Raw genomic sequence first — 20278 nt, forward strand, 5'->3', positions numbered from 1 at the left:
ACCGACCGATACGCCGGGGTAGCGCGCCCCACCTGGGACTGTCCAGGGCCGATGCGGACCGACAGTAAAGTTTCCATTACATAATCGAAGACTGCGGGCGAAAACACCGGTCGCCGAGGAAACTACGCATAGGGTTTCGACTTATGACGCACGCCACCGACGCGCCGGCATCGACACCCCCGCCGGGCGCATCTTCGATGATCTCGCTCAAATCCGTCGACAAACACTTCGGTGATCTGCACGTCCTCAAGGACATCAACCTGGAAGTACCGGCCGGCCAGGTCGTGATCGTCGTCGGTCCGTCCGGATCGGGCAAGTCGACCCTGTGCCGAACGATCAACCGGTTGGAGCCGATCGACTCCGGCGCTATCGAGGTCGACGGAGACCTTCTCCCCGCCGAGGGCAAGGCCCTCGCGGCGCTCCGTGCAGACGTGGGCATGGTGTTCCAATCGTTCAACCTGTTCGCGCACAAGACGATCCTGCAGAACGTCATGCTCGCACCGATGAAGGTGCGCAAGCTGAAGAAGGACGAGGCAGAGAAGAGCGCGCTGGCACTGCTCGAGCGAGTCGGCATCGCCAACCAGGCCGACAAGTATCCCGCTCAGCTGTCCGGTGGTCAGCAGCAGCGCGTGGCCATCGCTCGATCGCTCGCCATGAACCCCAAGGTCATGCTGTTCGACGAGCCCACCTCGGCCCTCGACCCCGAGATGGTCAACGAGGTGCTCGATGTCATGACCTCCCTCGCCAAGGAAGGCATGACGATGCTCGTCGTCACCCACGAGATGGGCTTCGCCCGCAAAGCCGGCGACCGAGTCATCTTCATGGCCGACGGTGCCGTCGTCGAGGACACCGATCCCGAGACATTCTTCAAGTCACCGAAATCCGAACGAGCCAAGGACTTCCTCGGCAAGATTCTCGGTCACTGACCCGCTTCACCGTTCACCCGACACAAGTACCAACCAATCCGTAAGGACATTCACAGTGAGAATTACCCGACCGCTTCGCCTCGGTGTCGCCATCGCCGCTCTGTCCATCGTTGCCACCGCCTGCGGAGGCGGAGAAGAAGCTCGCACCATCTCCAGCAGTGCCGAGTCCGGGAACCTCATCGTCGGTATCAAGTTCGATCAGCCCGGTCTCGGACTACGCAACCCCGACGGTACGTTCACCGGCTTCGATGTCGAGGTCGCCAAGTACGTCGCCGGGCAGCTCGGTGTCGACGAGGCGAACATCGAGTTCAAAGAAGCTCCCTCGGCCCAGCGCGAAACATTGATCGAGAACGGTGAGGTCGACTACGTCGTCGCCACCTACTCGATCACCGATACCCGCAAGGAGAAGGTCGGCTTCGCCGGACCGTACTTCGTCGCAGGTCAGTCGCTGCTGGTGAGCCAGGACAACACCGACATCACCGGTGCCGATTCGCTCGAGGGCAAGCGTCTGTGCTCGGTCACCGGCTCCACCCCGGCACAGAACATCGCCGACGAGTACCCCGGTGTCTCGCTCCAGCCGTACGACACGTACTCCGCCTGCGTCGAAGCGCTGCGCAACGGCACCGTCGACGCCGTTACTACCGACGACATCATTCTCGCCGGCTACGCCGCTCAGTCACCTGGACAGTTCAAGGTGGTCGGTGAACCGTTCACCACGGAGAACTACGGCATCGGCCTGAACAAGGACGACACCGAGGGCCGCAACCAGATCAACGACGCCATCGAAGAGATGGTCTCGAGCGGTGCCTGGGAGCAGGCCTTCAACGACACCGTCGGCGCGTCCGGCTACCCGCTGCCGGCCGAGCCCACCGTCGACCGCTACTGATCGATGACACAGGTCGTTCCGCTGCACCGAGTGCAGCGGAACGACAGTGTCGAACTCGCCGAGCCGTGAGGACCTGAAGCACCTTGAACCTACTGAGCAAGTACGGCGATCAACTGATAGACGCGTTCCTGACGACCATCTACCTCACCCTGGCCTCCTTGGTCGGCGCATTGGTCATCGGAACGATCATCGCCGCGATGCGGGTCTCCCCCGTTCCGATCGCGCGTGGGATAGCCGCAACCTACGTCACCATTTTCCGCAATACCCCGCTCACCCTGATCATCCTGTTCACCTCCTTCGGGCTGTACGGGACAATGGGTGTCTCGCTGGCTTCCGAGACCTCGCCGACCTTCCTCGACGACAACAACTTTCGGTTGGCCATTCTCGGCCTGAGTATCTACACCGCGTCGTTCGTCGCCGAATCGCTCCGATCCGGTATCAACACCGTCCCGGTGGGCCAAGCGGAGGCCGGCCGCTCGTTGGGCATGACGTTCACCCAGAACATCTCCATCGTGGTTCTTCCCCAGGCGTTCCGTGCCGTGGTCGGACCACTCGGCAGCGTGGTGATCGCGTTGACCAAGAACACGACGATCGCCTCGGTCATCGGAGTCGCGGAAGCGTCGTTCCTGATGAAGAACATGATCGAGAACGAGGCCGCGATCTTTGTGGTCGGCGGTATCTTCGCACTCGGATTCATGGTTCTGACGCTCCCGACCGGATTGCTCTTCGGCTACATCAGCAAGCGATTGGCGGTGTCCTGATGAGTGATGCAGTGGCAGTTTTGTACGACGTCCCGGGCCCCAAAGCGGTACTGCGGTACCGAATCCTCACCGCAGTGGTCGCGGTAATTTCACTGGGTATCGCCTTCCTGATATACCAGGCTCTCGATTCCAAAGGTCAGCTGACTGCGGACAAGTGGGATCCGTTCCTCCAATCCACCACCTGGACCACCTACCTGCTTCCCGGCATTCAGGGAACACTGATCGCAGCTGCGTTGTCGATCGTGTTCGCTCTGATTCTCGGTGCTGCACTCGGCATCGGACGGCTGTCGGATCACCGGGCGGTTCGGGTGATCAGTGGGGTGTTCGTCGAGGTTTTCCGCGCAGTTCCGGTGCTGATCCTGATGATCTTCCTGTACGCGGTCTACGCGGATTACGAGGTCTTCAAGGTCAAGTACCTGGCGTTGGCAGCGGTGGTCACCGGCTTGACGCTGTACAACGGCTCGGTCATCGCCGAGATCGTGCGAGCCGGCGTCAATTCCCTGCCCAAGGGACAACGTGAGGCGGCGTCGGCACTCGGTATGCGCAAGAGCCAGGTCATGCTGCTGGTTCTGCTTCCGCAAGCAGTCACTGCTATGTTGCCGGCAATCATTTCGCAGATGGTCGTGGCGTTGAAGGACTCCGCGCTCGGCTACATCATCGGCTATGTCGAAGTCGTTCGATCCGGGCAGCAGGTGGGTGCCTTCTACAGCAACTACCTGCCGTCACTGGTGATCGTGGCCGTCATCATGATCATCATCAACTCCTCGCTCACCAAACTCGCTACTGTGGTCGAGAAGCGACTGAGGACCGGCAAGAGTAAATCCGGCACCCCCGTACCGGCTGAGAATGCCGGCCAGGCAGCCTGATAGCTCGCCATCGGACTGAAATCAGTAAGGCCCGCAACACCGATGGTGTTGCGGGCCTTACTGTTTCTCGACAGCCCCGGCTCGAGGTGGACGATCACATCGTGTCGGTGCTGTCGAAGTCTTCGGTGTCGGCACCGGCGCGGTCGAGTTCTTGCTTGACCACAGCGAATGCCATTCCCTGCTGGTATCCGCGGCGCGCGAGCATGCCGACGAGCTTCCGGACCACCTTGTCACGTTCGGCGCGGGCATCCGGTCCGCTCGGGTCCGGCAGCTGCAGTGAGCGGAATCGCTTGCGTACCAACTCGCCTGCACGCTGACGCTCGTCGTCGGCATCGATCAGATCCAGCGCGTGCACAGCGAGCTCGTTACTGACGCCCTTGTTTCGGAGCTCCATACTCAGGGCGCGTTTGCCCTTGCCGGAGTACGTGTGTCGTGACTGAACCCATTGCTGCGCGAACGATTCGTCGTCTACGAGCTTGGCTTTTTCGAGCCGGTCGAGAACTGCGTCCACAACCTCGGCGCTGAAGCCCTTCTTGGCAAGATTCGTCTCGAGTTCGTACCTGCTGCGTGCTCGGTCGGTCAGCAACCGAAGGCAGACATCTTTCGCCTGCGCCTCGGTGCCGCCACCGTCTTCTCGCTGCTGCACAGCGACACCAGGTTAGAAGTCGACCGGAGCAGCTGCGGGCTCCTCCGCGGTGACGTCCGCGCCGATCTGCAGCTTTTCCATGATCTTCTTCTCGATCTCGTCCCGCACGTCGGGATTCTCGAGCATGAACTTGCGGGCGTTCTCCTTGCCCTGGCCGAGCTGATCACCCTCGTACGTGAACCACGAACCCGACTTACGAATGAAGCCGTGTTCGACGCCCATATCGATCAAGGAGCCCTCACGGCTGATGCCCTTGCCGTAGATGATGTCGAACTCTGCCTGCTTGAACGGCGGCGCGACCTTGTTCTTGACGACCTTCACCCGGGTGCGGTTACCGATGGCGTCGGTTCCGTCCTTCAGGGTTTCGATGCGGCGGATGTCGAGGCGAACCGAGGCGTAGAACTTCAATGCCTTACCACCGGTGGTGGTTTCGGGAGAGCCGAACATGACGCCGATCTTCTCGCGCAACTGGTTGATGAAGATCACGGTGGTACCCGAGTTGCTCATGGCACCGGTGATCTTGCGCAGCGCCTGGCTCATCAGGCGAGCCTGCAGGCCTACGTGACTGTCGCCCATCTCGCCTTCGATCTCGGCGCGCGGTACGAGTGCCGCCACCGAGTCGATGACGAGGATGTCGAGCGCACCCGAACGAATCAGCATGTCGGCAATCTCGAGAGCCTGCTCGCCGGTATCGGGCTGCGAGACCAGCAGTGCGTCGGTATCGACACCGAGCTTCTTCGCGTAGTCCGGATCGAGTGCGTGTTCGGCATCGATGAACGCGGCGATTCCGCCGGCGCGCTGAGCACTGGCCACCGCGTGCAGGGCGACTGTGGTCTTACCCGAGGATTCCGGACCGTAGACCTCGATGACACGTCCACGCGGCAACCCTCCGATGCCGAGTGCCACGTCCAGCGCGATCGATCCCGTGGGAATGACAGCAATGGGCTGGCGAACCTCGTCACCGAGGCGCATCACCGAACCCTTACCGAAGTTCTTGTCGATCTGCGCAAGTGCGAGATCGAGTGCTTTGTCGCGATCGTATGCAGCCATCGTGAGCTCCCTGTGTCGTGTCGTTCAGCTGTGTCGTATCGATCAGCTTGTCGTCGGTAACGCTAGAACGGGGTACCGACAAGAAGTTTCTCGAGACCGCTCAGCAACCGTTGACATCAGCATAGGGGAACACGTGTTCGAGTCAACTACCATGCCGTTCGACACGCCGAGAGCATCACATCGACCGTGCGGAGTTACCAGCGTTCTTTCGGAACATCGAACTCGTAGCAGATCGAGCGCCACACTTCTCGCGGGTCGACGCCCTCCTCGATGGCTTGTGCCCCGGTTCGGCCGATACCGGACAACACATGATCGGCAAGCAGAGAATTACCTCGAATGGAGCCGAACTCCTCGGTCAGCAGTTCACGAAATTCGGTCAGACGCACAAGCACCACACTAACGTCCGGCCCTCGGCGTGCTGCGAGCGAGCACCTCGTGACACACCGACACCGGATCCTCGACGCGCCGCGCGCCGGCCGCCGCCGTGGCAGCCGCCCGGGCGAATCGCGGATCGGAGAGCACGTCGGCCACCGCGTCGGCAATCGAGACCGGCGTCGGGGGCCGGACGATCACGGCACTCCCCTGCCGAGCTGCCCGATTCGCCAGTTCCCACTGATCACCGCCACCGGGCACGGTCACCACCGGCACCCCGTGAATGAGGGCCTTGGCCAACATTCCGTGCCCGCCCCCGCACACCACCACATCGGCGTGGCGAAGGAGTTCGTCCTGCCGACCGAGTCCCGCGTTCGCCCAATCCGGCAGCACTTCGGGACCTCCGTCCAGAACCGACGCCACTACCCGAACCCCGTTGCCTGCCAACCCTTTCAGCGCCATCTCGAGCATTCCCTCGGCACCGGTGAATGCCGTCGACGGGGCCACCATCACCAACGGCGATTCCCCGTCGGGAGCGTCCAGCAGCGCCTCGGTCGGCTCCCACAGCAGCGGACCGACCACGTGTGCGTCCTCCGGCCAGTCAGGACGTTCCACTTCGAGCGCCGGAATGGTAGCGATCAGCCGGGCAGCCGGTCCCGGATCACGAGCCGGAAGCCCGATACTCGTCCTGGCGAGGCTCCGTTGAGATCGTCCCTGTGCAATCGAACGTGCCGTCAGCGCGCGCATCACGGTATCGCGCAGCCTGCCTCTGAACCCGATACCCGGAGCCAGACCACTTCCGAGGGGAGGCAGCCCTTTCGATGGTGCATACAGCGGATGGGGCGAGAGCTCGACCCAGGGGATGCCCAGACGCTCGGCGGCCATCCCGCCCCCTGCGGTCAGGATGTCGGACACGACCAGGTCGACATTCTGCCGTTCGAGGTCGGGCAACAGTTCGGTCGAGATGAAGGCAGCTCGTGAGTGAAGGCGCTGCCCGGCATCGAGGTCATCGTCCTCGGGTCGTGGTGCCAGACCGCCCAGCGGAAACGCCTGTATCCCGGCGGCACAGGCGTCGGGCACCCATCGGCTTCCGGTGAACAGAACAGGGTCGTCGCCGGCCGAGCGAAACAACAGAGACAGAGCAATGGCCGGAAACGCATGCCCTGGGTCCGGCCCAGCTACCACCGCGACTCGCACGGGACCAGCGTGCCACACCCGGCTCGCGGAGGCCGAGGCGCAGCGAGAGACAACGGCACCCGAACCGTGGCGGCTCTGTTATCGAACTCCAGCGTCGACGCTGGAGTCTGCCGATCGGCGCAGCCTCATCAGGCAGTGTGGGGCCGCAGATAGGAGTCGACTGCCCACGCCATCTCGCGGATCACCTCGACCCCGGAGACGCGCCCGGACACCATCTCGGCAGACTGGACAGCCGACTGCACCATCAGCAGAACGAGTGTCGCCAGTACCGCCGGATCTCCAGCACGAACAGTCGAATCGCGTTGCCCTGCCACGATCAAACCGGTCAAGGCTTCGATGATCAATGACTGACTTGTGCCGAGTCGATGCAGGATATACGTGGCGAGCACGTCGGAATCGGATCGCAGAATCTTCACGAACAGTGGGTGGATTCGGATTCGGTCGGCGGCCACACCGACAGCGGCCACGATCTGATCGCGGCCGGACGCGGTGGCGTCGAAGCTCGGGATCAGCGCGCCGATTTCCCGGGTGAGCAAGCTCGACACCACTGCTCGCGTGTCGGCCCATCTCCGATACACCGTCGGCCTACTGACCTTGGCCCGGCGGGCGATCTCGGCGAGCGTGGTCCGCTTGACTCCGTATTCGAGGATGCACGAGCGGGCCGCGTCGAGGACGGTGTCCTCGACCGATCTCTCGGGCACATCGACCATAAACTGCAAAGCCTCGGACTGCAGAGCCCCGGACTGCAGAGCCTCGGACTGCACCGCCTCGGTCGAGACAGGATTCGACACCGACTGCTCGGTCACGTGCCACCCTTCACTTTGCGGAGAGAACTCCTGGCCTGCGATAACGAAATTCGTTTCGTTACTATAGCTCACAGTCACAACGACATTCGGCCACGCCGCCTGCGAGAATGCGCGTTCACAATGTACGCCGGACCGATCCGGACGGGAATCGAATCTGTCACCAACACAGCCGAGGCCAACCCTGGCAAGCTTGTCCACGTGATCGAAAAATCGGGACGCCCATGACCCGCTCGGTGACGGTGCTGACCAATCCGACGGCCGGTCGCGGGCGCGCGGCGCACGCCGGGCGGTGTGCTGTGGCCCGACTCCGTGAGCGGGAAATTCACGTCACAGCCATCGAAGGCCGCACCCCCGGGGACGCGTTGACACTGCTGGAGAGGGCCGTCGGGAGCGGAACGGACGCTGTGGTCGCGGTCGGCGGCGACGGGCTCGTCAATCTCGTGATTCAAGTGCTCGCCGGCACCGACACCCCGATGGGTCTCGTACCTGCAGGCAGCGGAAACGATTTGGCCCGAGTATTGGGCATACCTCGGGGCGATGCTGTCCGCGCAGCAGACCTCGTCGCCGACAACGTCACGCGCACGATCGATCTGGGCCGAGTCGGCGAACGCTGGTTCGCGACCGTGTTGTCCAGTGGTTTCGATTCGCTGGTCACCGAGAGAGCGAGCCGGCTTCGATGGCTCGGCGGCCCCCTTCGCTACAACGCGGCCATGATCCTGCAGCTGACGAAGCTCGAAAAGTTGCCGTACGTCATCGAATTGGACGATGCGGAGCTCCGGGTCGACGCCACGTTGGTCGCCGTCGGGAACGGCAACAGTTACGGCGGAGGCATGGCGATATGTCCGAGCGCTCGGATCGACGACGGCCTGCTCGACATCACCGTCGTACGCGGGGTGGGCCGAACTCGATTGCTCGGGATGTCGCCGACAATCTATCGGGGGACGCACGTGGACCTCCCACAGGTGGATACCTACACCTCGGGGCGGGTCACCCTGCACTGCGACGGAATCGTCGCGTACGCAGACGGTGAACGGGTGGGCGAATTGCCCGTCCAAGCGCAGTCCGTACCGCGGGCGCTGCGGGTGTTCGTCGATCCGAACTCGGCACCTCACAGGTGAGTGGACCGCCGAGTCAGAACTTCAGCGAAGAGTGATCCTCGTTGGACGAGATCGCCTTGTACAGCCACACCAGCCCCAACACGATGGCCCCGGCCACCACCAGCCAGAACACACCCTTGATGATGGTGCCCAGTAGCGCGAGCGCAATCCAGATCAGAACGATGAATCCGAGTATCTTCCAGAACATCTCGAGCTCCTGCCATGTCGAAAGCGCACCGTGTCGTGCGCTTGCATCCATCCTGGCACCGGAGCCGAGTGAATACATCGGGGTGAACCCTGAATTGTGTCAGCGGTGTCGAGCCCGGATCTCGTCGATTTCGGCCAGCGCCTCGGCCCACCCCTGCAATCGATCGGTGGCCGACGCCAGCTCACGGCGATGCGATTCCGCGACCGTCGTCGATGCGAATCCAGCCGGTCCGGTCATCCGAGCAGCAGCGGCGACGAGCTGTTCGTACTGCTCGACCCCGGCGGCCAAATCCGCTGCAGCCGACGTGATTCCGCTGCGCACATGGTCACGCGTGACTACGCTCGCCGCGCCCGCGCGTTCGAGCGCGGCGATGTCGACGGCGACACCTTCGAGACCGCGGGCCGCGTCGGAGGCCACGCCGATCATCTCCTCGACCTCCTCGGACCCGATCGTCTCGGACCTCGCCAGTATCCCCAACAGCTCGAAGAATCCCTGTTCGGCCCCGGCCAACCGTGTCATCGACTCGTGTGCGGCGGATCCACGCTGCGGCGTCACGCGTTTGGTCGGCAGGCCCACGGGTACCGGCTGGGATCGCAGGTGCCGCAAACGGCTGAGCGCGAAGACCGCCGGAACGGCCATGAATGCCGCGCCTCCGCCGCCGACGTACAGTGCCCACTCAGGGGCAGACAGCACGGCCATCCCGGCTGTTCCCACCGCCGTCGTGGTGGAGGCGGCTCCGAACCTGACTCCGCGGCGTCTGGCCCGACGGATCTTCTTCAGATGCTTGACGCGAGGGTCTTTTCTACGGCCGGCCGCGTCGAGCAAGGACATTCCTACACCGCGGGCGGACTCCGCGAGCGACCGGACTACCGAACCTGATTCCGCGACTGCTGCGGTCACGGACTCTCGATCCAGCGAAACGGCCGGTCGCTTGCGCGACCGGCCGGATTCGTGTTCTCGGGTACCCATGTCGGTGCCGACGTCAGGTGAACGGAACTGTGCGCTCGGCCGTTTATGCCTGAGCCGGCGGCTCGGGCGTTGCTTCTGGGGTCTTGGCGATCGAGGGCTTGGCAGCGGCATTGCCCGACGGCAGCGAATCACCGGACATGGATGCACGAATCTGCTCGAGGCGGCTGTGCCCCGCCATCTGGACCGATGCCTGCTGAACTTCCATCATCCGGCCCGACACCGTGTTCTGGGCCAGCTCGGCCGATCCCAGAGCGTCCGCGTAACGTCGTTCGATCTTGTCGCGGACAGCGTCCAGGCTCGGGGTGTTACCCGGCGCGGACAGGGTGCTGTCCATCGAACGCAGAGACTCGCTGACCTTCTCCTGCATTTTCGCCTGCTCGAGCTGGCTGAGCAGCTTGGTACGTTCGGCGACCTTGGACTGCAGAGCCATGGCGTTCTGCTCGACGGCTTTCTTGGCCTGGGTGGCAGCCTGCAGTGACTGATCGTGCAGGACTTTGAGGTCCTCGACGCCCTGCTCGGCGGTCACCAACTGCGCCGCGAACGCCTCTGCGGCATTGGTGTACTGCGTGGCTTTCTCGACATCGCCTGCGGTGGCGGCCTGATCGGCCAGCGTCACAGCTTGCCGAGCGTTGGCGTTGAGCTTCTCGACCTCGTCCAGCTGCCGGCTGAGCTTCATCTCCAGCTGGCGCTGATTGCCGATGACGGACGCGGCCTGCTGAGACAGTGCCTGGTGCTGCCGCTGGGCATCTTCGATCGCCTGTTGAATCTGAACCTTGGGGTCGGCCTTCTCGTCGATCTTGGAATTGAAGAGCGCCATCATGTATTTCCAGGCCTTGACGAAAGGATTAGCCATGGGGTGGTCCTGCCTCCATCTGTTGCGCCGCGGTGGCCGCGTGCGGGTCGGCTGCTCTCGCAGTGACCGAAATGAACCTGTCCGTGCTGAGAAAGTCGAGTGCTTGGTGTGGGTCAGGAGTCGAAACTGAGTACTTTTCCGATCTTAGGCGGCAGCGAGGGCTCTGGCAGCAGGTGCGGGAATCACGACGCGAGTATCGCCGTCGATACGAGTCGTGACAGCCGAGTCCTCCGGTCGGGCGGCGGCGATGGATGCGTCGGACAGAGTCACGCTGACATCACTCATGACGTCCGCGAGCGGGACGGCGAGCGCGTCGCAGATAGCCGCCAGGAGCTCGCTCGACGCCTCCTTGCGACCACGTTCCACCTCGGACAGATATCCCAGGCTCACGCGCGCGGTGTTCGAGACTTCACGCAGGGTTCGGCTCTGTGCGACGCGAGTACGCCGCAGACTGTCGCCGAGTGCTTCACGCAATAGCAGCGCCATCTCGCTCCTCTTCGTTGGTGTTCGTGCCGACGGGTGAACCGTCGAGACGACAACGTTCATATCTCGTTCGTCCGGAGCCGTCACTATGTGCAACGTCCCAGTCGGTCCGATTGGTTCCCGACCCTATATGCCCGTTCACTCCAACACGCGCCGAAGCAGCTACGACACGGCTGACAAGACTGTATCCCGCCGGAGTTCTCACGTGGAGGACACGCCTCGGCGCAGGCGAACGGCCTGCACCACGTAGTCGAGACCGGTGTATACGGTCAGCAACACCGCCAGAGCCATCAACGTGATCGCGACCGGATCGAACGCGCTCGGCAGCGGCCACAAATACACCCCGATCGCGAGCGTCTGCACCAGAGTCTTGATCTTCCCGCCGCGGCCGGCCGGGATCACGCCGTGGCGGATGACTGCGAACCGCACCGCCGTGATGCCGATTTCCCGAACTGCGATGATCACCGTCACCCACCACGGCAGGTCCCCCAGCATCGACAATCCGACGAGCGCCGCGCCGATCAGTGCCTTGTCTGCGATGGGGTCGGCCATCTTCCCGAAATCGGTGACCAGACCGTACTTGCGCGCCAACTGGCCGTCTATCCGGTCGGTGATGGCGGCTGCGGCAAAGATGGCAGTCGCTACCAGACGCCAAGGGCTCTCGTGGCCGTCGCCGACGAACAACGCCGCGAGGAACACCGGAACCAGGGCGATTCTGAGCACCGTCAAGACGTTGGCGATGTTGAGCAAGGGCACGTCGGATCCGCCGGGGGCGGCGTTACCGTGTGGCAACTCTGCGCTGCGTCGAACACTCCCGGAGCCGGAGGCACCGCTTCCTGTGACGCCGCTTCCTGTGACGCCGCTTCCTGGGGCACCGCTGCTCGATGGCCCGCTCGGATCAGGCGCTGCCGGATCGATCATCGGCGAACTCGCGCGCTGTGGACCACGCTTCCGGTGGTGTGCCCAACTCCGCGCAGCACCGACCCGCCGAGGCGGGGATACAGCTCAGTGGACGACACACGAAAAGTTTATCGGTTGAGGTACTGACTACTGTTCACCCCATGACTTCTGGGCCGAATCGGGCGAGTCGCGACACCGCGTATCCCGAATCCGACGTGCATTCCGACGCCGTGGACGCGTCTTCCCCGAATGGCGGCACCCTCGTCGTGCGTCGCGCCAAGACCTCCGATGTTCCCGACATCAAGCGATTGATCGACATCTACGCCGGTCGAATTCTCCTCGAGAAGAATCTCGTGACCCTTTACGAGGCCGTTCAGGAGTTCTGGGTCGCCGAGCGTGACAGCGAGATCATCGGGTGCGGTGCGTTGCACGTGCTGTGGGCCGATCTGGGCGAGGTGCGCACGGTGGCAGTCGATCCCGCCGCGAAGGGGCACGGTGCCGGGCACCTGATCGTCGCCAAGCTCGTCGAGGTCGCGCGCGATCTGGCACTGCGGAAAGTGTTCGTGTTGACGTTCGAGGTGGACTTCTTCACTCGGCACGGATTCACCGAGATCGATGGAACGCCCGTCACAGCCGAGGTGTATGCGGAGATGTGTCGGTCCTACGACACCGGCGTGGCGGAGTTCCTCGATCTCAGTTTCGTCAAACCGAACACCCTGGGCAACACTCGAATGTTGCTCTCGCTCTGACAGAATTCTCCGAACCACCCCTCGAATTCGGAAGAGAGCTCCATGCCCCTGATCGCCGTCACCTATCTCTACTCTCCTACCACCGCAGACGGGCGCGACACGCATCGTGCTGCCCCTCGCGCCTGGTTGGCAGGCCTGTTCGAGCAAAAGACCTTGATCTCGAGCGGACCGTACGCCGACGGCAGCGGCGCGCTGATTCTGGTCGACGGCCCGGATGCCGCCTCCGTCGAGACACTCTTCGCTCAGGATCCATTCGCGGTGGAGAACCTGATCGAGTCGGCAACCTTTCTCGAATGGACTCCCGTGATGGGGGCGTTCACGTCCTGATCGGCCCGCCACCCGGTTCGAGTGAATGGACCATTGCCACGCCGAGACGTGGGCAGTGGTCCATTCACCCCGGGTGGGGAACCGTCAGAACTCCTCCGACGCCGGCTGTTCGTCCGGATCCCCGCCCTTGATCGACCACAGCAGACCGTCGAGCTCGTCCGGTTTGAGCAGCACCTCGCGTGCCTTCGATCCCTCGCTCGGTCCGACCACGCCGCGGTTTTCCATCAGGTCCATCAACCGCCCGGCCTTCGCGAAACCGACCCGAAGCTTGCGCTGCAGCATCGAGGTGGAGCCGAACTGACTCGTCACCACCAGCTCGACTGCCTGCAGCAGTACGTCGAGGTCATCGCCGATGTCGGGGTCGACGTCCTTCTTGTCCGAGACCTTCGCGGCCGTGACCGTCTCGTTGTAATCGGGCTCTGCTTGGTTCTTCGCGAAATCGACGACGGCCGAGATTTCCTCGTCGGTGATGAAGGCACCCTGCAGACGAGTCGGCTTGCCGGCACCCATAGGCAGGAAGAGCGCGTCTCCCATACCGATCAGCTTCTCCGCTCCCGGTTGGTCCAGGATGACTCGTGAGTCCGTCAGTGACGACGTGGCGAAGGCCAGTCGAGACGGCACGTTGGTCTTGATCAGGCCGGTCACCACGTCCACCGAGGGACGCTGCGTAGCGAGCACCAGGTGGATGCCGGCCGCACGGGCCTTCTGCGTAATTCGCACGATCGCTTCTTCGACGTCACGCGGGGCCGTCATCATCAGGTCGGCCAGCTCGTCCACGATGGCCAGGATGTACGGGTACGGACGATAGACGCGTTCGCTGCCGAGCGGTGCGGTGATTTCGCCCGATCGCACCTTCTTGTTGAAGTCGTCGATGTGCCGGACCTTGTTCATCTGCATGTCCTGGTAGCGCTGCTCCATCTCCTCGACGAGCCAGGCCAGAGCCGCAGCGGCCTTCTTCGGCTGCGTGATGATCGGCGTGATGAGGTGCGGAATGCCCTCGTAGGGCGTCAGCTCCACCATCTTCGGGTCGATCAGAATCATCCGCACCTCGTCCGGTGTCGCTCGAGCGAGCAACGACACCAGCATCGAGTTCACGAAACTCGACTTACCCGATCCGGTGGACCCGGCCACCAACAGGTGGGGCATCTTCGAGAGGTTGGCACTGACGAAATCGCCTTCGATGTCCTTGCCGAGACCGATCACCAGCGGATGGTGATCCTTGCGCGTCGACGGCGCAGTGAGCACGTCGGCCAATCGGACCATCTCGCGGTCCGAGTTGGGCACCTCGATGCCGACCGCGGATTTGCCGGGAATCGGCGCGAGCAGACGCACGTTGTCGGTCGCGACCGCGTAGGCGATGTTGCGGGCAAGCGCCGTGATCTTCTCGACCTTGACCCCGGGGCCCAGTTCGACCTCGTAGCGGGTGACCGTCGGACCTCGGGTGAAGCCGGTGACCGCGGCATCGATCTTGAACTGATCGAGCACCTCGGAGATGGCCTCGATCATGGCGTCGTTGGCCTGGCTGCGTGTCTTGGGCGGATCGCCGTCGATGAGCAGTGACAGCGAGGGAAGTGTGTAGTCCCCGTCGACGACGCGATCGACGACGATCTTGTCGTCCTCGGCCGCCGACTTCGGTTCGGCCGCTTTGACGATCGGCTTCGGCTTCGGTCGAGCGGATGCGGCGGGTGCGGCGGGTGCGGCAGGCGCTGCAGACGCGGGAGCGGCCGCCGGCGTGATGACCTCCGTGGCTGCTTCCGGTGTGGGGGTCTTGCGGGCCCGCGGCGGCTTGGCGACCGGGATGTATTCCTCGGTCGGATAGTTGTCGTACGGGTCTGCCCCGCCGTGAACCGGGTAACCGTCGGCGTCGAAGTCGGTGTCGTACTGGCCGTAGCCCTCGTCTCCGAATTCGGAACCGAAGTCGGCCGGGTCGTAGTCCTCGTATTCGTCGCCGCGACTGTCGGTTCCGAACAGTGCCCGCATCCGATCCGGCACGTCGCGCACGGTGGTACCGGTGAGCAGCAGCACTCCGAACAGACCGGCGAGCAGGAGCAGTGGGACCGCCAACCACACGGTGAGGCCGTCGGCGATCGGTCCCCCTGCGACGTAGCCGACGAAGCCGGCACCCTCGGATCGTCCGGCGGCGTCGCTCGGTGAGCCGGCGGCCATGTGCCACAGGCCGAGAATCGGGAGGGCGAGCAGAATCGAGCCCAGAACCAGTCGGGGACGAACTTCGGGACGGGGTTCGGAACGCATCAGAACGACGGCGACAGCAACGCCGAGGACGGGTGCGACATATCCGGCCGCTCCGATGACAGCGCGGATCCCCACCTCGATCCATTGTCCGACCGGCCCGCCGGCGCTGAGCCAGACACTCGCGGCGAGAACCACGCTGACGGCGATCAGCCCGAGGGCGATCCCGTCCCGGCGGTGGCCGTGCTCGATATCGGCGGCCTTGCCGACCGTCCTGGTCGTGGCACCGACACCCCGAGCCGCCATCGACCAGGTGGACGCGATGCCGCGGCCGATCGCATCGAGCGCACCGCGGGACTTCTTCTTGGTCGCCGGTCGCCGAGACGATGTATTTCTCGCAGGTGCCTTGCCACGAGACGCGCTTGCCCGAGCCGTTGCCGGGTTGCGCGGCGCAGTCGGCTTCTTCGGCGTTGTGACGGTCCGTGCGGTGCGTCCGGAGCCGGACTTACGTGCGGTACCGGACGTGCGCGAAGAGCCGGATCCGGTGGATCCGGCTCTGGCGGCGGAGGTGCTGGTCTTTCCTGCCATGCTCCCAGGCTAGTCGCAACAGCCCCGCCGAAACCATCCGCAACACCCGTAACAGGACAGGTGAATGTGTCAGAAGCTCAGATCGAGTGCCTTCACCGCGGCGACGTCGTCGTCCGAACCCTCGTATTCGACGGCGACCTGATCCCGACCGAACGCGTACAGAAGCAGTTCGGACGGATCACCTATCACCGTCACGCCGGTACCGGAGCCACCCTTGAAGGTCGCGGTTCTGCCGTCCGGAGTGCGGACGCGCACCGCGATGGGTGCGGCACGGTGGCCGGCCCGCCCGATCAACCGGACCTGCGGCCAGAGTCGCGCCTCCACGGCCGCGGGTAGGGCTCGTCGGGTCCACTTGTCGCCGGCCCGACGTACATCCTCGTGGTGCACGAACATCTCACCGAGATTGATCAATGGGTCCAGCAGCGCGAACGGCGACCACATCGGAGGACCGGTACGAACGTCGTCGACGACTGCGGTGAACGGCCGATTCGCCACGGACTGCTGCACTCGCTCGGTGTAGCCCTCCAGCGCAGAGATGAATATCCCCGGCGCGGCGTCGAGTCGTCGCTCTCGAACGACGAGGTGTGCGGCCAGATCGGCGGCCGTCCACTGTCCGCACAGCGTAGGCGCGTCCGGACCGACATCGAGAAGGGTCCGAACAAGTTGGGAACGTTCATCCTGGGCGAGGCTCACGTGCTCCACGTTACGTCCCGAGCGAACCGACGGCATCCTGCCGGGGGCCGCACACCGAAGTCTGGGTAACCTCCCAACAGTGCCGATCTCGGAAATTCTCGTCATTTTGCTCGCCGGCCTGGGGGCAGGAGCCATCAACGCCGTCGTCGGATCCGGAACGCTGATCACGTTTCCGACACTGGTTGCATTCGGCTATCCCCCGGTGGTCGCCACCATGTCCAACGCTGTGGGACTGGTAGCGGGAAGTGTGTCCGGTACATGGGGATATCGCCGAGAACTGCGCGGTCAATGGCATCGCCTGCGGTGGCAATTGCCCGCCTCGTTCTTCGGTGCTCTCGGCGGCGCATGGCTGCTGTTGCATCTGCCCGAAACGGTGTTCGCGGCCGTGGTACCGGTACTGCTCATCGGCGCGCTGATTCTCGTTGTCGCACAACCGAGAATCCAGGCCTGGGCGAAGCGTCGCTCGGACGCCGCCGGTACGGCGGCGAACCAGATCAGCCGGACCCGGATGGCATTGGTCACGGTAGGCACCCTGCTGGTCGGCATCTACGGCGGCTATTTCACTGCCGCACAGGGAATCCTGTTGATCGGCGTGATGGGGGCGCTGCTACCCGAAACGATGCAGCGAATGAACGCGGCCAAGAATCTGCTGTCGTTGGTCGTCAATGTCGTTGCCGCAGTGACGTACACGATCTTTCGGTTCGACGACATCAGCTGGCAAGCCGCCGGGTTGATCGCAGTCGGGTCACTGATCGGCGGCGCAGTGGGGGCCCGCTACGGCCGCCGGCTTTCGCCGGCGGCCCTGCGCGGTGCCATCGTCGTTCTCGGACTGATCGGACTCTGGAGACTGCTGGTCTAGCCGATCGTTCGCTATCTGGGCTGCGCTTGCGGGTTGACCGCGATGATGGTCGGAACGATCATGGGCTTGCGCCGGTACTTGTCCGCTACCCAACGCCCCACGACGCGGCGCACTGCCTGCGCGATGCGGTGAGTGTCGGAGACGCCGTCGGACGCCAAACGCTGAAGCTCCGCCTCGACGAGCTGTCCGGCTTCCTTGAGTGCAGCCGGATCGTCGGAGAATCCGCGACCGGACACCTCGGGTGAGGTCACCGCACGGCCGGTGGCCGAATCGACGGCAACGCTGATCGCGATGAAACCGCCCTCGCCGAGCACCAGTCGATCCGAGAGCGTCGAATCACCGACGTCACCGACCGAGAGACCGTCGACGTACACGTGCCCCACGGGTACCTGTCCGACGATCTCGGCGAGACCGTCGACCATGTCGACCACCACGCCGTCCTCGGCCAGCACCACGCGGTCCTCGGCCACACCTGTCGCCTTGGCCAATGCGGCATTGGCCCGAAGGTGACGCCATTCGCCGTGCACCGGCATGGCGTTGGTGGGCCGCACCGCGTTGTAGAGATACAGCAGTTCGCCCGCCGAAGCGTGGCCCGAGACGTGAACTTTCGCGTTCTGCTGGGTCACGACGGTCGCACCTCGCTTGGCGAGACCGTTGACCACTGCGAACACCGAGTTCTCGTTGCCGGGAATCAGTGAGGATGCGAGCACCACGAGGTCGTTCGCCTTGACGTTGATCTGACGATGCTCGCCCCGAGCCATTCGCGACAGCGCCGACAACGGCTCTCCCTGCGAACCGGTGGAGATGAGCACCAACCGATCGTCGGGAAGTGTTGCGGCAGTGTCGACGTTGACCTCGAGGCCGTCGGGCACCCGCAGGTAGCCCAGGTCCTGCGCGATCTGCATGTTGCGCACCATCGACCGGCCGACGAACGCCACCCGGCGGTTGTAGCGCTCCGCGACATCGATGACCTGTTGGATTCGGTGCACATGACTGGCGAACGACGCGACGATGACGCGTTGCTTCGCCTTGCCGATGACGGTGTCGAGAACTCCGCCGATCTCACGCTCGGGGGTGACGAATCCGGGTACCTCGGCATTGGTGGAGTCGACCAGGAACAGATCGACGCCCTCGTCGCCGAGTCGCGAGAAACCGGCGAGGTCGGTCAGGCGACCGTCGAGCGGCAGCTGATCGAGCTTGATGTCACCGGTGTGCAGAACCAGACCGGCATCGGTTCTGATGGCGATGGCGAGCGCATCGGGAATCGAGTGGTTGACCGCGAAATACTCACAGTCGAACGGGCCGTGCTGGGTGTGCTGGCCCTCGATCACCTCGACGAGGTTCGGTCGCAGCCGATGCTCACGGCACTTGGCCGCTACCAGTGCGAGGGTGAACTTCGACCCGATGACGGGCAGGTCGGGGCGCAGGCGAAGCAAGAACGGAATTGCTCCGATGTGGTCCTCGTGGCCGTGCGTCAGAACCACTGCCTCGACGTCGGCCATGCGGTTCTCGATGTGCCGGAAATCGGGCAGAATCAGGTCGACGCCCGGTTGCTGATCCTCCGGAAACAAGACACCGCAGTCGATGATAAGCAGTCTGCCCTGGTGCTCGAACACCGTCATGTTGCGACCGATTTCGCCGATGCCACCGAGTGCGACCACGCGCAGGCCCTTGAAGGGTGCCTTCGGCGGCGTACCGAGTCGCTGGGTCGGGTCGAACTCGCGACGCTTGTCAGGCCGTTGAGTTCGCGCCGAGTTCTGCACCATCGGCTTGCCCTGCCGCGCTCCTGACGGCTGGCCCTGCTTCGGGGCCGGGCGCTCGGAGGGAGGTCCGGCGTTTCGGGTTGCGCGTCCGCGCGATCTGTTCGGTCGTGTCATACAAGAACTCCTGCCGCCCGCAGCTCGGCTGCGAGCAATTCGATGTGGTCGATGCTCGGAGGCACCTGGGGAAGTCGTGGTTCGCCGACATCGAGTCCGATGAGGCGCAGGCCGGCCTTCGAGGCGCTGACGCCACCGAGGCGCGCGACCGAGCGAATGACCGGGATGAGGCTGACGTTGATTGCCTGCGCACGCGCAATGTCGCCCATCATGAAGGCGGTGTGCAGTTCGCGCAGACGTGCCGGAACGAGATGGCCGATGACGCTGACGAATCCGGTGGCACCGACCGAGAGCCACGGCAGGTTCAGCGGATCGTCACCGGAGTAGAACTGCAGGCCCGTCGAGGCGATCAGCTCGGCACCGGCGTTGAGATCTCCCTTGGCATCCTTGACGGCGAGGATTCGTGGATGCTCGGCGAGCCGGCGCAAAGTCTCGGTCTCGATGGGGACGACCGAGCGCGGCGGAATGTCGTAGAGCATCACGGGCAAGTCGGTGGCACTCGCGACCGCTGTGAAATGTGCATACAGACCGGCTTGAGGTGGCCGGGAGTAATAGGGGGTGACGACCAGGAGACCGTGCGCTCCAGCGCGGGCGGCATCACGGGCGAGTTCGACGCTGTGCGCGGTGTCGTTGCTTCCGGCCCCGGCGATGATTCGAGCTCGGTGGCCCACCGCTGCGATCACCGCACGGAGCAGTTCGAGCTTCTCGTTCTCGGTGGTGGTGGGTGATTCGCCCGTCGTACCGGCCAGAACCAATCCATCGTTGCCCTGCTCGACGAGGTGATGCGCCAGCCGTACGCCGGCATCGATGTCCAACTTTCCGTCCGCTGTGAACGGGGTCACCATCGCGGTGAGCACCGTACCGAACACAGGCGCAACGGAAGGAGCGGCGTCACCGTAGGTCATGGCAGCAGATTACCCGGTGCTTTGCCCGCGCTTGCGCAGCGGGCATACCCGATACCGGAGGCGACGGAAC

General features: G+C 63.9%; 22 protein-coding genes. 8 read left to right on the plus strand and 14 right to left on the minus strand.

Annotated features, from left to right (window positions below; all coding sequences use genetic code 11):
• Nucleotides 1-197: 197 nt before the first annotated feature.
• From RHODMAR_RS17350 to RHODMAR_RS17365, 4 genes are all read left to right on the plus strand, one after another.
• Entirely contained in the window at nucleotides 198-926 is a 729-nt protein-coding gene (locus RHODMAR_RS17350) for an amino acid ABC transporter ATP-binding protein (RefSeq protein WP_174557262.1), read from the plus strand.
• Between the two features lie 55 nt (nucleotides 927-981).
• Nucleotides 982-1812, plus strand: a complete 831-nt coding sequence (locus tag RHODMAR_RS17355) for a glutamate ABC transporter substrate-binding protein (protein ID WP_008716912.1) — start codon at nucleotides 982-984, stop codon at nucleotides 1810-1812.
• A gap of 83 nt (nucleotides 1813-1895) precedes the next feature.
• The gene (locus RHODMAR_RS17360; RefSeq protein ID WP_008716915.1) at nucleotides 1896-2573 is read left to right on the plus strand and encodes an amino acid ABC transporter permease; all 678 of its coding nucleotides are present in this window, start codon (nucleotides 1896-1898) and stop codon (nucleotides 2571-2573) included.
• Nucleotides 2573-3439, plus strand: a complete 867-nt coding sequence (locus RHODMAR_RS17365; protein ID WP_008716917.1) for an amino acid ABC transporter permease — start codon at nucleotides 2573-2575, stop codon at nucleotides 3437-3439. Before RHODMAR_RS17360 ends, RHODMAR_RS17365 begins: the two co-directional genes overlap by 1 nt.
• A 94-nt stretch (nucleotides 3440-3533) precedes the next feature.
• On the opposite strand, the gene RHODMAR_RS17370 is transcribed toward RHODMAR_RS17365, so the two are convergent.
• From RHODMAR_RS17370 to RHODMAR_RS17390, 5 genes are all read right to left on the minus strand, one after another.
• Nucleotides 3534-4085 carry a regulatory protein RecX gene (locus RHODMAR_RS17370; RefSeq protein WP_008716919.1) on the minus strand — a complete coding sequence of 184 codons (552 nt, stop codon included), beginning with the start codon at nucleotides 4083-4085 and terminating at the stop codon, nucleotides 3534-3536.
• 12 nt (nucleotides 4086-4097) lie between these two features.
• On the minus strand, nucleotides 4098-5135 hold the full coding sequence (gene recA, locus RHODMAR_RS17375; RefSeq protein ID WP_008716921.1) for a recombinase RecA: 1038 nt from the start codon (nucleotides 5133-5135) through the stop codon (nucleotides 4098-4100).
• Between the two features lie 194 nt (nucleotides 5136-5329).
• Entirely contained in the window at nucleotides 5330-5521 is a 192-nt protein-coding gene (locus tag RHODMAR_RS17380; RefSeq protein ID WP_042939725.1) for a DUF3046 domain-containing protein, read from the minus strand.
• Between the two features lie 10 nt (nucleotides 5522-5531).
• The gene (locus tag RHODMAR_RS17385; RefSeq protein WP_008716924.1) at nucleotides 5532-6704 is read right to left on the minus strand and encodes a glycosyltransferase; all 1173 of its coding nucleotides are present in this window, start codon (nucleotides 6702-6704) and stop codon (nucleotides 5532-5534) included.
• 128 nt (nucleotides 6705-6832) lie between these two features.
• On the minus strand, nucleotides 6833-7414 hold the full coding sequence (locus RHODMAR_RS17390; RefSeq protein ID WP_042939726.1) for a TetR/AcrR family transcriptional regulator: 582 nt from the start codon (nucleotides 7412-7414) through the stop codon (nucleotides 6833-6835).
• Between the two features lie 317 nt (nucleotides 7415-7731).
• Here RHODMAR_RS17390 and RHODMAR_RS17395 point away from each other — a divergent pair, with 317 nt between their 5' ends.
• Nucleotides 7732-8628: a diacylglycerol kinase gene (locus RHODMAR_RS17395; protein WP_042939676.1), complete on the plus strand. Its 897-nt coding sequence runs from the start codon at nucleotides 7732-7734 to the stop codon at nucleotides 8626-8628.
• A gap of 13 nt (nucleotides 8629-8641) precedes the next feature.
• On the opposite strand, the gene RHODMAR_RS28705 is transcribed toward RHODMAR_RS17395, so the two are convergent.
• The 5 genes from RHODMAR_RS28705 to pgsA all read right to left on the minus strand — a co-directional run bounded on the left by RHODMAR_RS28705 (nucleotide 8642) and on the right by pgsA (nucleotide 12041).
• Nucleotides 8642-8815: a hypothetical protein gene (locus RHODMAR_RS28705; protein ID WP_042939727.1), complete on the minus strand. Its 174-nt coding sequence runs from the start codon at nucleotides 8813-8815 to the stop codon at nucleotides 8642-8644.
• A 99-nt stretch (nucleotides 8816-8914) separates the two neighbouring features.
• Nucleotides 8915-9715: a phage shock envelope stress response protein PspM gene (gene pspM, locus RHODMAR_RS17405; protein WP_042939728.1), complete on the minus strand. Its 801-nt coding sequence runs from the start codon at nucleotides 9713-9715 to the stop codon at nucleotides 8915-8917.
• Between the two features lie 112 nt (nucleotides 9716-9827).
• Nucleotides 9828-10637, minus strand: coding sequence for a PspA/IM30 family protein (locus RHODMAR_RS17410; protein WP_008716931.1), 810 nt, complete (start codon nucleotides 10635-10637; stop codon nucleotides 9828-9830).
• A gap of 144 nt (nucleotides 10638-10781) precedes the next feature.
• Nucleotides 10782-11123, minus strand: coding sequence for a helix-turn-helix domain-containing protein (locus RHODMAR_RS17415; protein ID WP_008716932.1), 342 nt, complete (start codon nucleotides 11121-11123; stop codon nucleotides 10782-10784).
• Nucleotides 11124-11321: 198 nt separating this feature from the next.
• Complete coding sequence (pgsA, locus tag RHODMAR_RS17420; protein ID WP_081606029.1) at nucleotides 11322-12041, minus strand: CDP-diacylglycerol--glycerol-3-phosphate 3-phosphatidyltransferase; 720 nt, start codon at nucleotides 12039-12041, stop codon at nucleotides 11322-11324.
• A gap of 140 nt (nucleotides 12042-12181) precedes the next feature.
• Between pgsA and RHODMAR_RS17425 the strand changes: the two genes are divergently transcribed.
• Nucleotides 12182-12769, plus strand: coding sequence for an amino-acid N-acetyltransferase (locus RHODMAR_RS17425; RefSeq protein WP_008716936.1), 588 nt, complete (start codon nucleotides 12182-12184; stop codon nucleotides 12767-12769).
• A 42-nt stretch (nucleotides 12770-12811) separates the two neighbouring features.
• Entirely contained in the window at nucleotides 12812-13096 is a 285-nt protein-coding gene (locus tag RHODMAR_RS17430; RefSeq protein ID WP_008716938.1) for a YciI family protein, read from the plus strand.
• A gap of 84 nt (nucleotides 13097-13180) precedes the next feature.
• Here the strand turns inward: RHODMAR_RS17430 and RHODMAR_RS17435 are convergent, their stop codons facing one another.
• Nucleotides 13181-15874, minus strand: a complete 2694-nt coding sequence (locus RHODMAR_RS17435; RefSeq protein ID WP_008716940.1) for a DNA translocase FtsK — start codon at nucleotides 15872-15874, stop codon at nucleotides 13181-13183.
• A 69-nt stretch (nucleotides 15875-15943) separates the two neighbouring features.
• A complete protein-coding gene (locus RHODMAR_RS17440) occupies nucleotides 15944-16567 on the minus strand; it encodes a TIGR03085 family metal-binding protein (protein ID WP_042939731.1) in 624 nt (207 codons plus the stop codon).
• Between the two features lie 79 nt (nucleotides 16568-16646).
• On the opposite strand from RHODMAR_RS17440, the gene RHODMAR_RS17445 reads away from it, so the two are divergent.
• Nucleotides 16647-17426 carry a sulfite exporter TauE/SafE family protein gene (locus RHODMAR_RS17445; RefSeq protein ID WP_008716945.1) on the plus strand — a complete coding sequence of 260 codons (780 nt, stop codon included), beginning with the start codon at nucleotides 16647-16649 and terminating at the stop codon, nucleotides 17424-17426.
• 11 nt (nucleotides 17427-17437) lie between these two features.
• Here the strand turns inward: RHODMAR_RS17445 and RHODMAR_RS17450 are convergent, their stop codons facing one another.
• Together RHODMAR_RS17450 and dapA are read right to left on the minus strand one after the other, a co-directional pair.
• Nucleotides 17438-19192, minus strand: a complete 1755-nt coding sequence (locus RHODMAR_RS17450) for a ribonuclease J (RefSeq protein WP_042939678.1) — start codon at nucleotides 19190-19192, stop codon at nucleotides 17438-17440.
• A 107-nt stretch (nucleotides 19193-19299) separates the two neighbouring features.
• Nucleotides 19300-20208: a 4-hydroxy-tetrahydrodipicolinate synthase gene (gene dapA / locus RHODMAR_RS17455; protein WP_008716948.1), complete on the minus strand. Its 909-nt coding sequence runs from the start codon at nucleotides 20206-20208 to the stop codon at nucleotides 19300-19302.
• Nucleotides 20209-20278: the final 70 nt, after the last annotated feature.

It is taken from the genome of Rhodococcus sp. AW25M09 (assembly GCF_000333955.1).
Taxonomy (GTDB): domain Bacteria; phylum Actinomycetota; class Actinomycetes; order Mycobacteriales; family Mycobacteriaceae; genus Rhodococcoides.

Coding starts and splice junctions, on each gene's coding strand:
- RHODMAR_RS17350 (WP_174557262.1), top strand. CDS start 198: ATGATCTCGCTCAAATCCGTCGACAAACACTTCGGTGATCTGCACGTC.
- RHODMAR_RS17365 (WP_008716917.1), top strand. CDS start 2,573: ATGAGTGATGCAGTGGCAGTTTTGTACGACGTCCCGGGCCCCAAAGCG.
- recA (WP_008716921.1), bottom strand. CDS start 5,135: ATGGCTGCATACGATCGCGACAAAGCACTCGATCTCGCACTTGCGCAG.
- RHODMAR_RS17390 (WP_042939726.1), bottom strand. CDS start 7,414: ATGGTCGATGTGCCCGAGAGATCGGTCGAGGACACCGTCCTCGACGCG.
- RHODMAR_RS17395 (WP_042939676.1), top strand. CDS start 7,732: ATGACCCGCTCGGTGACGGTGCTGACCAATCCGACGGCCGGTCGCGGG.
- RHODMAR_RS28705 (WP_042939727.1), bottom strand. CDS start 8,815: ATGTTCTGGAAGATACTCGGATTCATCGTTCTGATCTGGATTGCGCTC.
- RHODMAR_RS17410 (WP_008716931.1), bottom strand. CDS start 10,637: ATGGCTAATCCTTTCGTCAAGGCCTGGAAATACATGATGGCGCTCTTC.
- RHODMAR_RS17415 (WP_008716932.1), bottom strand. CDS start 11,123: ATGGCGCTGCTATTGCGTGAAGCACTCGGCGACAGTCTGCGGCGTACT.
- pgsA (WP_081606029.1), bottom strand. CDS start 12,041: ATGATCGATCCGGCAGCGCCTGATCCGAGCGGGCCATCGAGCAGCGGT.
- RHODMAR_RS17425 (WP_008716936.1), top strand. CDS start 12,182: ATGACTTCTGGGCCGAATCGGGCGAGTCGCGACACCGCGTATCCCGAA.
- RHODMAR_RS17430 (WP_008716938.1), top strand. CDS start 12,812: ATGCCCCTGATCGCCGTCACCTATCTCTACTCTCCTACCACCGCAGAC.
- RHODMAR_RS17435 (WP_008716940.1), bottom strand. CDS start 15,874: ATGGCAGGAAAGACCAGCACCTCCGCCGCCAGAGCCGGATCCACCGGA.
- RHODMAR_RS17450 (WP_042939678.1), bottom strand. CDS start 19,192: ATGGTGCAGAACTCGGCGCGAACTCAACGGCCTGACAAGCGTCGCGAG.
- dapA (WP_008716948.1), bottom strand. CDS start 20,208: ATGACCTACGGTGACGCCGCTCCTTCCGTTGCGCCTGTGTTCGGTACG.